This is a genomic window from Pseudophaeobacter sp. EL27 (assembly GCF_900313025.1).
Lineage (GTDB): Bacteria > Pseudomonadota > Alphaproteobacteria > Rhodobacterales > Rhodobacteraceae > Pseudophaeobacter.
This window is the reverse complement of the sequence record NZ_OMPQ01000009.1, coordinates 811739-825144: the sequence shown is the minus strand read 5'-3', so window position 1 is coordinate 825144 and position 13406 is coordinate 811739. Positions and strand designations below refer to the sequence as shown.

Here is a 13406-nt window from a genome sequence, read left to right as displayed (position 1 = left end):
GATCTATGGCTTTGGTCGACCAGAATGACCCTGGTCGACCGCTGTTTTTGTGGCGCTGATCGCGGCGCAAGGTAGATGCGAATTAGTCGTCCTGTTCGGCCAGGAAGCGCTCTGCGTCCAGTGCAGCCATGCAGCCCATGCCTGCCGACGTCACGGCTTGACGATATTTGTGATCGGTCAGATCCCCTGCCGCAAACACACCGGGGATTGAGGTCTCGGTGGTGCCGGGTTTGACCGAGACATAGCCGCCGTTGTGTAGCTCCAGAGTGTCTTTGACCAGCTCATTGGCGGGCGCGTGGCCGATGGCAACAAAAACGCCCTTGGCGGGAATGTCGGTGATTTCACCGGTTTTTACATGTTTGACCTTGATGCCTTCAACGCCCAGCGGGCTGTCGGTGCCATAGACCTCTTCCAATTCGTGGAACCACAGAGTTTCAATCTTGGGGTTCTTGAACAGGCGATCCTGCAGGATTTTCTCCGAGCGCAGCTCGTCGCGGCGGTGCACCAGGGTGACCTTGGAGGCAAAATTGGTCAGGAACAGGGCTTCTTCCACAGCGGTGTTGCCGCCGCCGATGACCACAATTTCCTGGCCCCGGTAGAAGAACCCGTCGCAGGTGGCGCAGGCCGAGACGCCAAAGCCCTTGAATTTCTCTTCAGACTCCAGCCCCAGCCATTTGGCCCGCGCGCCTGTCGCCAGGATCACCGCATCCGCCGTATAGGTGGTGCCGCTGTCGCCTTTGGCCACAAAAGGGCGTTTAGAGGTGTCAAGCGAGGTGATGATGTCGCCGACGATATCACAGCCCATGGCAGAGGCATGTTCCTGCATCTTGATCATCAGATCGGGGCCCTGGACCTCGGTAAAGCCGGGGTAGTTTTCGACTTCGGTGGTGGTGGTCAACTGGCCGCCGGGCTCGATACCCTGAACCAGGACCGGTTCCAGCATGGCGCGGGCGGCATAGACTCCGGCGGTATAGCCAGCCGGGCCGGAGCCTATGATCAGAACCTTGGTGTGGCGCGTGTCGCTCATCTCGTATCCCCAAATCTGCAAATTTTGTTGCACATGGCGGCTGTGGCCACCGTCAGTCCCTGCATATAGCGTTAGGGCTACGCCTCTTAAACCCCTGATAGGAAGCCGGGTCAGGGGAAAGCGCGGGGGATGGGTCACACTTTTGCGATAATAGGCCAGTCTGTTTTGGCGCTTGTATCTGCCTGTGGCAAAGATTATTTCGCATCCGTGAAATAATATTGCGCGGCCCGGCGGCGGTGCTATAAGAAACGAAAATCGACAGGAGCTTAAACCATGGTCACAACCCGACTTGATCCGATTGATCGCAAGATACTGTCGGAGTTGCAGGCCGATGGGCGCATGACCAATGTCGAGCTGGCCAAGCGGGTCGGCATTTCGGCGCCGCCCTGTCTGCGCCGGGTGCGAGCGCTGGAAGAGGCGGGTCTGATTGGCGGCTACCACGCCGAGGTCAACGCCCGTGAGCTGGGCTTTGAGGTGCAGGTCTTTGCCATGGTCGGGCTGGAAAGCCAGGCCGAGGCTGAGCTGTCTGCCTTTGAAGAGCAGTGCCGCAGCTGGCCTTTGGTGCGCGAGTGCCACATGTTGAACGGGGAGGTGGATTTCATTCTGAAATGTGTCTCGCCCGATCTCAGCACCTTCCAGAGCTTTCTGACCTCAGAGCTGCTGACCACCCCCAATGTGGCCAGCGTCAAGACATCGCTGGTCATTCGCGGTGCCAAGGATGAGCCAGGTGTTCCCTTTGATGTTCTGGAAGAGCGCCTGCAACGCGAGGCCTGAGGGCGATAGACCGCAGTGGGTCTATGCGCCTTTGTTTTTTCCCATGAAAGCCGATGATTCGGGCTCTGGCGGGTTTTTGCTAGTCGTGCAGCGACCTGTCCACCATTGGCGTGGCGCGCTCATAGGCCAGGGGGCCAAATCCGCTGAGCGATTCTACGTGACTAAAGAGATTGAAGTAGAGCGTTTTGATAGCATAGCTCACCAGCTTTAACGCCTCTGGTCCGGGGTGGTAGGTTTCAAACTCCAAGCCGCCAACATTGATCACCGCATGTTCTGGCAGGCAGAGGTGGAACAAGTCCACGACTGTGGGGGGGGCGGTTTCAAAAATATTCATCCCGTCCTGAAATTCTTCAACCAGTGTCAGCAACTGCGAGGCGTCAGCCGAAACCCGCATATGCGGTGGCAGTCGCAACAGGCGCGCTGCCGGTCCGGCGACAACGCAGGAGGCCGGTTTCTGCAGGCCCAGGCTGTCGGGCATAAAGCTGGTCAATCGATGGGCGCGCCCCTTGGCATCACTGCGTGAGGGTACCAGACTGGTAGAGCCTTTCCAGATCAGTGGCTGACTGCCGCCGTCCTGGGTCATGATCTCATCGCCGGGCAGCAGGTCTTCGACGGCAATTGGCCCTGTGGTGGTTTCCACCAGCGATCCCCGCGTGAAGGCGCAGAAGGCATCCTCAAATATTGGCAGGGCAGGGGCGATGTGCCGGGTCTCTGCGATGCCGCCATTGGGCAGCAGGCTGCTCACCTCATAGCGGCGCAGTTGCGGTTTGTTAACCTGGCGCAGCGCAGCCGGATCTTGCAGGAGCGCGCTGGTTTCCGAAGCCTTGGCAGCGGCCTGTTGGAGGGAGTGCGGAAGTGTCATTGGCTCGAGACCTTTCTTACAAAACGCGTCACCGGTACGCGCTCCCATTGGCAGAAAACGGGAGGCAGATGGGCCTTTGAGTGGCCAGGGGATAGATCAGTGTTTTGCATCGTAAATATGTGCACAATGGTGCTTTGCTTGTTATCTCTCAACGGCCCAGAAAAAACAGCACGGCGGCGATCTGGAGGTTGTTTCCGTAAAGACTGTGGCGGTCATTGACTAAAAAAGGGTCACCGCAAATGGGCGGCCATAGTGAGAACCGGCTGATCCAGGGGGCTCTGGCCAAATTGTCAGAGGCAGTTCGGCCTGGGGGGCGCGGCTGTTTGGCCAAAGGAAGTCGGGGCTAGGCGCGTTTCAAACGCACCGTCAAATGCCCAGAGGCTGGCTGGGTTGATTGAGGTGCGCGGCGCTGGGCCAGATGTGCCTCTCGGACCACGCCCCGGCTCCAGGGCATCTGCGTTGCCTCTGATTTTGCAGTCGAAATGACCGATTTCAAAAAGCGATTTCTGGCTTTCATGATGTCTCTCCTACCTGGGGCGAGCGATGTTCCCATAGCTCTGTTGGTCCCTTTTATCGGTAATCATTGCGCCCTGAATGTGACCGGTAGGTGGAATAGTTAAGTGTTATCAATCCAGGGGAGAGTAGGGCTAAGGGCGTGCTGTGAAGGTGTTAAATGCCTGTATTTTAGTAAAAAACTAGGTACTTTTGAGGTCGGCTCGCCGATGAAGAAGGCGAAATTGGGCAAAAAGGGCACGGCATTGCCCCGTTCCGTACCTCACAGGGCGATGCAGGAAATTAACCTTCCGTAATCCGCTTCCCCAGCGTGGGTGGTGCGGCGGTAGGAGTAAAACAGCTCTTCATCGCTATAGGTGCAGTGGCGTGTCCATTCGGCCTGACCTACGCCCGCTTGTCGCAAAAGGTGCAACCCCAGGCCTGGCAGGTCGAACTGATAGCGCCCCTCGCGGCCCTTGGTGAAAAAACGACTGTGATCGGGGTCCTTACTCAGGAAGTCGTCAAAAAACTCAGGGCCAACCTCATAGGCTGGTTGGGAGATGGAGGGACCGATAACTGCTGATATGTTTCTACGGTCTGCGCCGAGATCTTCCATCGCTTTTAGGGTGGCCTCCAGCACGCCATCCAGCGCGCCGCGCCAGCCCGCATGGGCCGCGCCGATGACGCCAGCCTCGACATCGGCAAAAAGCACCGGCTGGCAATCGGCAGTCAGAATACCGAGGGCCACACCCGGCGTGTTTGTGACCATGGCATCGGCGCGGGGCCGCTCAGCCGTGGGGCCGGTGATCACCGCCACATCTGGCGAATGGATCTGATGCACCCCAACAAGGGCTGTGGGGGCAACATTCATCGCCTCGGCTACACGGGCCCGGTTGAGCGTCACCGCCTCTCTTTGGTCGCTGGAACCAACACCGCAGTTCAGCCCCTGAAAAATCCCCGATGAGGCGCCGCCGCGGCGGGTGAAAAACCCGTGATGCACGGGGTCCAAAAGCTCAGAGGTGAGTATTTCCAGCGTCATTCATTCAATCCTGGTGGTGGGGCGATGGTGCTCGGGGTGAGACCCAGTACTTTGAACAGGTTTCCCATTTCCTCTGGATGCGTCAACCGCCGATGTGCGGCGATCAGATTTTCCAAGGCTTCGCCGTCCAATCCGGCGGCCAGCGTGCGGGCGCGATCGGTAATGCCAAGCCGTTCCAGAAACACGCCCTGGGGGGTCACCTTGCTATGGGCGCAGCCCGCGCCCTTTGCCACCGAGCAGAGCACTTCAAAATCCACATGGGCTGTCAGGTCAGCACTGCCGGGAGATGTCAGTGGATCTACGGGTTCGTGTGATTTGAGCGCCTGCAGGGTGTCGCCCAAAGAGCGCCAATCGCCGTAGTCGATGATCAGTGCTGCCCCACCATGGCGCGCTATGCACTGGGCCAGGCTGGCACTGATTGGGGCCGCCGCCGGGCTCAGCTCGACCAGGTCATCGTCTTTGGTGTCCAGCAGCCGATGTTCCAGCGCGGGCTGCGGTGCCTCGGGGCCGAGACCGAAACAGAGCGCGCCCTCGGCCAGCCCCAGGCGTTTTTCTCTCCAGCCTTCGCCGTCTCTGACAAACTGGCGAATGGGCAGGGCGTCAAAGAATTCGTTTGCGACCAGAAACAGGGGCTGCCGGGGCAGCTCATCGACGCTATCGACCCAGGTGACATCATAGCCTGCCAGGGCCTCGGCCTGTTGTTTTTGCAGATTGGCAGAGGCCTCGACCAGATGCAGTTGCAGGGCGGCGTGAAAGCCAGGAACGCCGCGGGTGGCGCGCAACAGGTCGGCCATCAGGGTGCCGCGTCCCGGACCAAGCTCCGCAAGGGTGAAGGGGGCAGGGGCGCCCTGATCCAGCCAGCACTGGGCCAGTGACAGGCCTATAAGTTCGCCAAACATCTGGCTGATTTCCGGCGCAGTGGTGAAATCCCCCTGGGCACCAAAGGGAGTGGCCGTGGTGTAATAGCCGTATTCGGGATGCAGCAGGCATTCGGCCATGTAATCCGCCAGGCTGATCGGGCCTTCAGCGGTGATCCGGGCGATCAACTGGTCCTGCAATGTGGTCATGGCACCGGATCCAGTTGGGGTTTGAGGCGCAGGGCAAAATAGAGCCCCAGCGCGATCATCGGCAGGGACAGGATCTGCCCCATGGTGAGCCCATATCCCGCAATCTCCCAGGCAAGGCCCAGCGGGTTGCCCGGCGTGACAAATTGCGAGTCGGGTTGGCGGAAGAATTCGACCGTGAACCGTGCCAACCCATATCCCCCCAGAAAAATCCCAAGGTTTAGGCCCGGCCGTTGGAAGCTTTGGCGGCGCCAGGTCAGCCAGATCAGCAAAAGCCCTAGAATCAGACCTTCCATGGCAGCCTCATAGAGCTGCGAGGGGTGGCGGGCGCAGATCTCTCCCAGGGCCTGTCCGCAGTCCTGCGCCGCAGCCCCCGGAAAGGCTACGCCCCAGGGCAGGTCGGTTGGGCGCCCCCAAAGCTCGGCGTTGATGTAATTGGCCAGGCGCCCCAGCATCAGCCCTGCGGGCACCGTATAGGCCACCAGATCAGCCATCTGCAGTTTGGAAATGCCGTGGCGGCTGGCATAGGCCCAGGAGGCGACGATCACCCCGATCAATCCACCGTGAAAGGCCATGCCGCCCTGCCAGATCCGCAGGATCTCGCTGGGATGCGACAGGTAATAGCCGGGCTGGTAGAACAGCACAAAGCCGAGCCGCCCACCGAGAATCACCCCCAAAATGATCCAGGTGAGCAGATCTTCCACCTGTTCGGGGTGCATCGGCGCCTTTTGGCCCGGCCAGAGCGCCGGTGATTTCAACGCGGCAACAGCCAGTCGCCAGGCGATGACAATGCCGATAATATAGGCCAGAGCGTACCATCGCAGGGCAAACTCCATGCCAAACAGGGAAATCGAGAAAATCTCGGGCGAAATATCGGGGAAGGGGATCATGGCTCGCATGTGGTCCTGAATGCCTTTGCTCTCGAATGGAAGTCAACGGCTTGCCCGCGACCCTTTGCGGCCCCATATAGGGGGTAAGAGTGATACGGAGAAGATGATGCAGAGCCGAAACAAGATCATGGACGACATTTCGCAGCTGATGACCAATGCGATGGGCGTGGCCCAGGGCGCAAAGGATGAGGCGGATACCGCAATGAAGGGCCTGATGGACCGCTGGTTGGCGGACCGCGATTTTGTCACCCGCGAAGAATTTGATGCGGTGCGCGCCATGGCGCAAAAGGCGCGGGAAGAAAATGAGGCGCTGAAGGCTCGTCTGGATGCGCTTGACGCCAAGGACTGAAGGACCTGCAGTGTTCCCAACCTCATCGCGTTGGTGATCTGCTGCGCGGCCCCTTTGGGGGCGCGTGGTGACTGTACATCGGCTAGCGGGTGCAGAGAATGAGGAAGCCTCCGGCGGGAATATTTGTAGAAAGATGATGCAGAGCCCTCAGTTGCTGCGGGTCGCTTTTTCATTCGTGGTCGCGACAGCGTACAGGTGCTTGATCAGCGCGCTTTTCCAAATAGACAAGATGTCGCGGAAATATGCCGATATCTTGCGGTGAATGGCTATTCATCCACAACTTATTGAAGATATCCCCAAATAAAGGGTTGCCAGAGTCTACCCCCCTTGCCACCATATCTAGTATGGAGGCGGGGATGCTCCCCGGTTCATTGACCAGAAACCTAGCTATAGGGGGCTGTACCGGTCCTGATGGCTAGAGACCTGAGAGGTGAGACATGGCCCTTTCCGAATTTCATCTGGATGACGATATTCACCCTATCGATATTGTCGAAACCCTGGCGGCCCATCATGACTGGGATTTTGACCGCATCGGCGACGATCAGATTGCCATGGCTGTCGAAGGCCAGTGGCGGACCTATTCGTTGACCCTGGCCTGGTCGGCCTATGAAGAGACGCTGCGCTTGGTCTGCAGCTATGAGATGGAGCCACCAGAGCCCAAGATCCCTCAGCTCTATGAGTTGATCAATCTGATGAATGACCAATGCTGGGCGGGGGGCTTTACTTATTGGGCCGATCACAAGGTGATGCTCTATCGCTATGGTTTGGTTCTGGCGGGAGGGCAGTTCGCCAGCCCGGAACAGATTGACGCCATGATCCATGCCGCGGTTTCTAACTGTGAGCGCTATTACCCGGCGATCCAGCTCACCACCTGGGCGGGCAAATCCCCGAACGAGGCGATCCAGGTCGCCATTGCAGAGGCCTATGGCCGAGCGTAAGTCTTTGCAAAGAAATAGTAATTACCTGATATGAGGCGATCGGACGATGACAACCGGTATTGAGACACGCGGGCTGGTGCTGTTGGGCTGTGGAAAGATGGGATCCGCCATGCTGGCAGGCTGGTTGGAGGGGGGGCTGCCTGCCTCTTCGGTCTGGGTGTTGGATCCCCATCCATCAGAGTGGCTGCGGGCCACTGGTGTGCATATCAATGTCGATCTGCCAGCCGCGCCTGCCTTGGTACTGATTGCGGTCAAACCACAGATGATGGGAGCGGCCCTGCCGAAACTCCAGGCGCTGGGCAATGGCGAGACGTTGTTTGTCTCGGTTGCGGCGGGAACCTCGATTGCCAGTTTTGAAGCGATCCTTGGGGCTCAAACCCCCATTGTGCGGGCCATGCCCAACACGCCAGCCGCGATTGGCCAAGGGATCACAGCGATGATTGGCAATGCCCATGCATCTGGTGCTGATCTCGATATGGCGGAAGAGCTGTTGAAGGCCATCGGCCAGACGGTGCGTTTGGAGAATGAGGCGCAAATTGACGCGGTCACCGGGGTCAGTGGTTCTGGCCCGGCCTATGTGTTTCACCTGATCGAAACCCTGGCAGCCGCCGGTGAGGCCCAGGGGCTGCCGGAGGATCTGGCGATGAAACTGGCCAAGGCGACGGTTGCCGGCGCCGGGGCATTGGCAAATGTGGCCGAAGAAAACCCCAGTCAATTGCGCGTCAATGTGACCAGCCCCAATGGCACCACACAGGCGGCGCTTGAGGTCTTGATGCAGGAGGACACAGGTTTTCCCGATCTGCTGAACCGCGCCGTGGCTGCGGCAACCAATCGATCCAAGGAGCTTTCGCGTGGGTGAGATCACATTTGACGACTTCATGAAGGTGGATATTCGCGTCGGCGAGGTCATTCGGGCCGAAGCCTACCCGGAAGCGCGCAGGCCGGCGATCAAGATCTGGATCGATTTTGGCTCTGAGATTGGCGAGAAAAAGACCTCCGCCCAGGTGACGGCGCATTACTCGCCCGAGATGTTGGTTGGCAAACAGGTCATGGCAGTGGTGAATTTTCCGCCGCGCCAGATCGGTAAATTCATGTCCGAGGTTCTGGTGCTGGGCCTGCCGGATGAGGCAGGTGAAATCCGCCTTATTGGTCCCGACGGGCCAGTGCCTCTTGGTGGTCGATTGCACTGAGGAGGGATTGGCAATGAAACTTCTGATCACCCGTCCCATGACCGCAGTGGTTGAGGCCCGGGCACGCGCCGAGTTTGATGTGGTTATCCGCTCTCAGCCTTCCGTGCTCAGCCGGCAGGAAATGCTTTCTGCGCTGCAGGGGTTCGATTTGGTGATGCCAACGCTGGGGGATGGTTTTGACGCCGGAATTTTTGCCGAAGTGGCAGAGCCGCGCTGCAAGCTCCTGGCCAACTTTGGCGTTGGGTTCAATCATATTGACGTCGGCGCAGCAACCGCCGCTGGGGTGGCTGTCAGCAATACCCCGGGGGCGGTCACAGATGCGACGGCGGATATTGCCCTGACACTTATTTTGATGTCCGCGCGCCGCGCAGGCGAAGGCGAACGCCTGGTGCGCAGCGGGGATTGGCCGGGTTGGCACCCAACCCAGATGCTGGGTCAGCATGTGACCGGCAAGAAACTGGGGGTTATTGGCATGGGCCGCATCGGTGCGGCCATTGCCCGGCGCTGCCATTTTGGTTTTGGCATGCAGGTGTTCTACACTGCGCGCAGCGACAAATCTCCCGGGTTCGACGCCACTCGTCTGCCTGATCTGCAACACTTGGCTGCCGAGGTGGATTTCCTGGTCGTGGCGGTTCCGGGCAGCACAGAGACGCGGCATCTGGTGAATGCAGATGTTTTGGCCGCAATGCAGCCACATGCTCATTTGATCAATATCGCGCGGGGCGAAGTGGTACAGCAGCAGGCTTTGATCACCGCCTTGCAAGCCCAGCGTATCGCCGGAGCGGGCCTGGATGTCTATGAGTTTGAGCCAGAGGTGCCGCAGGCCCTGCGAGAGCTGTCCAATGTGACACTGCTGCCGCATCTGGGCACCGCAACCGAAGAGGTGCGCAGCGCCATGGGACATATGGCCCTGGACAATATCGCGGCCTTTGTTGCCGGGCAGCCGCTGCCAAACCAGGTCTGAAACGACGCGAGGCGGTGCCAAGACTTGGGCTTTGTGACAAACAGCGCGGCCTTGTGGGCTTTGCCCTGTTTTCACGTTTCCACAAATATTCCGGGGGAGAGCGCCCGCGGCGCGAGGGGGCAGAGCCCCCAAACCGGCCGCCTCAAGCGGGCTGAACCCCTCTCAGGAGAGGCAGATCAACTGCCCCTTGCCATGGCCTCGCGCCAGTGGCGGCGGCACAGAGAGACATAACTCTCATTGCCACCAATCTGCACCTGATCGCCCTTGATGATGGTGCGGCCCTCTGCGTCCTGACGGATCACCATGGTGGCCTTCTTGCCGCAATGGCAAATCGTGCGCACCTCACGCATTTCATCTGCCAGCGCCAGTAGCGCCGCAGAGCCCGGAAACAGCTGCCCCTGGAAATCCACCCGCAGCCCATAGCACAGCACCGGGACCTTGAGGTCATCCACCACTGTGGCCAGCTGCCAGACCTGGTCTGCGGTCAGAAACTGGGCTTCATCGACAAAGATGCTGGCGACCTCTCCTTGGGCGAGCCGGGCCTGGATCTTGGCAAAGAGATCTTCGCCGGGAGCAAAGGTATCGGCGGCCTCGCTGATGCCAATGCGCGAAGCGATTCTCCCCTCTCCGACGCGGGTGTCGATCTGCGCGGTCAGCAGATAGGTATCCATGTTGTTTTCGCGGTAGTTGTGCGAGGCCTGCAAAAGAACAGCCGACTTGCCGGCGTTCATGGTCGAGTAGTTGAAATAGAGCTTTGCCATGGCCTCCCTTTATCCTGTCTCTGCCTGGGGGAGCAAGAGGCTGGAAGGAGGTCACCTAAAGAGTGCTGCTGCCAGCAGGCAGGCGTAGAAAGGGCAGGCTTTGGTAGGCTGAAGCAATGTTTGGAACAGCAACTGAACCAATCAGGGGGTAGGTTGAAAATCAGTGTGATTTTAGGGGCTTAAGGGGTGCTTCGGTTGCGGTTTTTGAATCGCAACACTGTGGGGCGGCACGATAATACCCCCCCTGACTCCCAAGAACTAACGTTGCTAGGGCTGTCCGGAGAATATTGCCGGCACATCAGGAGAGGTACTTAGGCTAAAACCTTTGCCCACTCTAAAAGCACGGGAAAATGGACCCCGTGTCAAAACCTCGCCCACTCACTAAGCAGGTTCTGAAACACCAAGGAGAGCCAGAATATACCCTCCGTCACTCGCTAAATCCCTGAAAACCTTAGGGATGGTGAAATATTAGCAAATACTTTACAACGGCAGCATGGGAAATTATTCCCGAGCTTCCCCTTTTGGCACGGCATGGCTGGTGAGAGTTTATGGCAGAGATCGGTACCTATCTAAAAAAGCATACTGAGGCCTTGGTAAAGGATGTCGGGATCGAGGCAGCCTGCCAGATCACTGGCAAGTCCAAGGCGACATTGGGTCGATATTATTCCGACAATTCAGAGCATACCGACCGGTTCATGCCGGTTGATGCGGTCGCCAAGCTGGAGCAAGAAGCCTCCTATCCGCATGTGACATCGGCACTGGCTGATCTGAAGAATATTACGCTGTCCTATGACACCAAAAACGCCAGCAACAGCGATGGCACCAGCACCACCGCACGCAGCGGCGGGGTGAACGCCGATGTTATCGCGCTGAGCCAGCGATTTGCCTTTTTGATGAGCGAGTATCAAACCGCCATTGAGGATGGGATTATCACGGTGAATGAGGCCAAACGGCTGCTGCGTGAAACCGTTATGCTGCAGCATGTGTTGCTCGATATGAAGCTGCATCTCGAAGAAGAAAGCGCCTGAATCCATGGATCTGAACGATCTGCCGCAGGTCTCTGCGGGGGCTGCTGCTGCCATTGATGTGGAGAGCCTGGTGCAACCCGGTGATCCGCGTCACGCCCCACGGATTCTGTTGCTATATGGCAGTCTGCGCGATGTGAGCTATTCGCGCAAAGTCGCCGAAGAAGGCGCACGTATCTTGCAGGCCTTGGGCTGCGAGACACGGATCTTTGACCCCGCCGGGCTGCCACTGCCTGATGATGGTGCCGCTGCGGATCACCCCAAGGTCCAAGAGCTGCGCGATCTGGTGGTCTGGTCCGAAGGCATGGTCTGGTCCAGCCCGGAACGCCACGGTGCGATGACGGCCGTCATGAAGCTGCAGATCGATTGGCTGCCGCTGTCGTTGAAGGGCGGCATTCGGACTACTCAGGGCAAAACGCTGGCTGTGATGCAGGTCTCGGGCGGCTCGCAGAGCTTTAATGCGGTCAATCAGATGCGCATTCTGGGGCGTTGGATGCGGATGATCACCATCCCCAACCAAAGTTCGATCCCCAAAGCCTGGCTTGAATTTGCAGAAGGCGAGCGGCTGCCGGACGGTCCGTTTTTCCGCCGGGTCTATGATGTGATGGAGGAACTGGTAAAGTTCACCTGGCTCACACGCGGGCGCAAAGACTATTTGGTGGACCGCTATTCCGAACGCGTAGAGGGCGTAGAAGCGGTGCATGAGCGGGTGTCAAAGAAAAGCACCGATTGAAGCCCATCCTGCGCGCCACCGGCGCGCAGTTTTGTTTTATATGGCTGCATTTGGGCCGGTTCTTAGGCCCTGTGGTGCCGCAAAATGACCGAGCCTACGGAATAGCCCGCACCAAAAGAACAGATGAGCCCCAGATCACCGTCGCTCAGGTCTTCGGAATATTTTGAAAAGGCAATAATCGAGCCGGCCGAAGAGGTATTGGCATAGTCCTGCAGGATATTGGGCTGTTCACCTTCAGCCGGGGTGCGCCCCAAGGCCTTTTTGCCGATAAAGTCATTCATCGACTTGTTGGCCTGGTGCAACCAGAGCCGTTTCATATCGTCGCTCTGGATCCCCTCGTCGGCCATATGATTGGCAATATGCTGGCTGACCATGGGCAGCACTTCTTTGAACACCTTGCGGCCGTTCTGCATGAATTGCATATCGCGACGATCTTCGACCCCATCTGGGCGTGAGCGCCGAAGGTAGCCGTTGTTGTTGCGGATATTGTTGGAAAAATCGGTGGCACAGCGGGTGGAAATCACCTCAAAATGATCGCCCTTGGCGTCCTCAATACGTTCCAAGAGGGTCGCTGTGGCCACATCGCCAAAGATGAAATGGCAGTCGCGATCGCGCCACTCCAGGTGGCCGGAGCAGATTTCAGGATTCACAACCAGCGCCGAGCGGATGCTGCCCGAGCGGATCATATCAGCGGCGGCCTGAATGCCGAAGGTGGCGGAAGAGCAGGCGACATTCATGTCAAAGGCAAAGCCCTTGATGCCTAGAAGGTCCTGAATTTCGATCGCGACAGCGGGGTAGGCGCGTTCCATATTGGAGGCAGCACAGATCACCAGATCAACGTCTTTGGCTGTCTTGCCGGCCTGGGCCAGTGCCTTTTTGGCCGCATCCAGGGCCATTTCAGCCATGATGCCCGGCTCGGAATCGTCGCGCTGGCGCAGCTGGGGATACATGATGTCCGGGTTCAGAACCCCGGCCTTATCCATCACATAGCGTTGCTCAATGCCGGAGGCCTTGAAGATGAACTCTTCCGAGGAATGGGGCAAAGCTTCAAAACTGCCTGCAGCAATGGCCTCGGCGTTCTCGGCGTTGATCTTGTCGGCATAGGCGTTATAGGCCACGACCAGCTCAGCATTGGTGATGGTTTGGGTGGGGGTAAAAACCCCGGTGCCGGTGATTGCGGCTGTGTACATGTCAGAGACCCTATGGGGAAGAAACCCCGTATTTGTGACGCTTTTGTTGCCCAAAGGTCAAGGTTTACGGCGGGTACGCCAGAGAGAATTCATCGACTGAACTGTGAA

The 13406-nt window shown here is 58.4% G+C and carries 16 protein-coding genes; 8 read left to right on the top strand and 8 right to left on the bottom strand.

The annotated features are described in order from the left end of the window. Window positions 1-82 precede the first annotated feature (82 nt). Window positions 83-1027: a thioredoxin-disulfide reductase gene (gene trxB, locus ED661_RS11635; protein ID WP_122074033.1), complete on the bottom strand. Its 945-nt coding sequence runs from the start codon at window positions 1025-1027 to the stop codon at window positions 83-85. 273 nt (window positions 1028-1300) lie between these two features. Between trxB and ED661_RS11630 the strand changes: the two genes are divergently transcribed. Continuing rightward, window positions 1301-1801: an Lrp/AsnC family transcriptional regulator gene (locus ED661_RS11630; RefSeq protein WP_122074032.1), complete on the top strand. Its 501-nt coding sequence runs from the start codon at window positions 1301-1303 to the stop codon at window positions 1799-1801. Between the two features lie 79 nt (window positions 1802-1880). On the opposite strand, the gene ED661_RS11625 is transcribed toward ED661_RS11630, so the two are convergent. From ED661_RS11625 to lgt, 5 genes are all read right to left on the bottom strand, one after another. Then, entirely contained in the window at window positions 1881-2663 is a 783-nt protein-coding gene (locus ED661_RS11625; RefSeq protein ID WP_122074031.1) for a Hint domain-containing protein, read from the bottom strand. A 343-nt stretch (window positions 2664-3006) separates the two neighbouring features. Further along, the gene (locus tag ED661_RS21940) at window positions 3007-3180 is read right to left on the bottom strand and encodes a hypothetical protein (protein WP_162930082.1); all 174 of its coding nucleotides are present in this window, start codon (window positions 3178-3180) and stop codon (window positions 3007-3009) included. Between the two features lie 258 nt (window positions 3181-3438). Then, on the bottom strand, window positions 3439-4194 hold the full coding sequence (gene pgeF, locus ED661_RS11620; protein ID WP_122074030.1) for a peptidoglycan editing factor PgeF: 756 nt from the start codon (window positions 4192-4194) through the stop codon (window positions 3439-3441). Next, window positions 4191-5261, bottom strand: a complete 1071-nt coding sequence (locus ED661_RS11615; protein ID WP_122074029.1) for a class I SAM-dependent methyltransferase — start codon at window positions 5259-5261, stop codon at window positions 4191-4193. The genes pgeF and ED661_RS11615 overlap by 4 nt, the downstream gene beginning before the upstream one ends. Continuing rightward, window positions 5258-6157, bottom strand: a complete 900-nt coding sequence (gene lgt / locus ED661_RS11610) for a prolipoprotein diacylglyceryl transferase (protein ID WP_122074028.1) — start codon at window positions 6155-6157, stop codon at window positions 5258-5260. Before lgt ends, ED661_RS11615 begins: the two co-directional genes overlap by 4 nt. A gap of 97 nt (window positions 6158-6254) precedes the next feature. Here lgt and ED661_RS11605 point away from each other — a divergent pair, with 97 nt between their 5' ends. The 5 genes from ED661_RS11605 (at window position 6255) to ED661_RS11585 (ending at window position 9589) form a co-directional block, all read left to right on the top strand. Next, complete coding sequence (locus ED661_RS11605) at window positions 6255-6497, top strand: accessory factor UbiK family protein (protein ID WP_122074027.1); 243 nt, start codon at window positions 6255-6257, stop codon at window positions 6495-6497. A 437-nt stretch (window positions 6498-6934) separates the two neighbouring features. Further along, window positions 6935-7435: a YbjN domain-containing protein gene (locus ED661_RS11600; RefSeq protein WP_122074026.1), complete on the top strand. Its 501-nt coding sequence runs from the start codon at window positions 6935-6937 to the stop codon at window positions 7433-7435. 46 nt (window positions 7436-7481) lie between these two features. Further along, window positions 7482-8294: a pyrroline-5-carboxylate reductase gene (gene proC / locus ED661_RS11595; protein WP_122074025.1), complete on the top strand. Its 813-nt coding sequence runs from the start codon at window positions 7482-7484 to the stop codon at window positions 8292-8294. After that, the gene (locus tag ED661_RS11590; protein ID WP_122074024.1) at window positions 8287-8625 is read left to right on the top strand and encodes a tRNA-binding protein; all 339 of its coding nucleotides are present in this window, start codon (window positions 8287-8289) and stop codon (window positions 8623-8625) included. The genes proC and ED661_RS11590 overlap by 8 nt, the downstream gene beginning before the upstream one ends. Window positions 8626-8638: 13 nt before the next feature. Beyond that, window positions 8639-9589 (top strand): D-glycerate dehydrogenase, encoded by a 951-nt coding sequence (locus ED661_RS11585; protein WP_122074023.1) that lies wholly within the window; start codon window positions 8639-8641, stop codon window positions 9587-9589. Between the two features lie 176 nt (window positions 9590-9765). Here ED661_RS11585 and ED661_RS11580 read toward each other — a convergent pair whose 3' ends face one another. Further along, window positions 9766-10350 (bottom strand): thymidine kinase, encoded by a 585-nt coding sequence (locus ED661_RS11580; protein WP_122074022.1) that lies wholly within the window; start codon window positions 10348-10350, stop codon window positions 9766-9768. 548 nt (window positions 10351-10898) lie between these two features. On the opposite strand from ED661_RS11580, the gene ED661_RS11575 reads away from it, so the two are divergent. Both ED661_RS11575 and arsH read left to right on the top strand, forming a co-directional pair. Further along, complete coding sequence (locus tag ED661_RS11575; RefSeq protein ID WP_122074021.1) at window positions 10899-11378, top strand: hypothetical protein; 480 nt, start codon at window positions 10899-10901, stop codon at window positions 11376-11378. A 4-nt stretch (window positions 11379-11382) separates the two neighbouring features. Continuing rightward, a complete protein-coding gene (gene arsH, locus ED661_RS11570) occupies window positions 11383-12108 on the top strand; it encodes an arsenical resistance protein ArsH (protein ID WP_122074020.1) in 726 nt (241 codons plus the stop codon). A gap of 62 nt (window positions 12109-12170) precedes the next feature. Here arsH and ED661_RS11565 read toward each other — a convergent pair whose 3' ends face one another. Continuing rightward, entirely contained in the window at window positions 12171-13298 is a 1128-nt protein-coding gene (locus tag ED661_RS11565; RefSeq protein ID WP_122074019.1) for a beta-ketoacyl-ACP synthase III, read from the bottom strand. Between the last annotated feature and the right edge of the window lie 108 nt (window positions 13299-13406).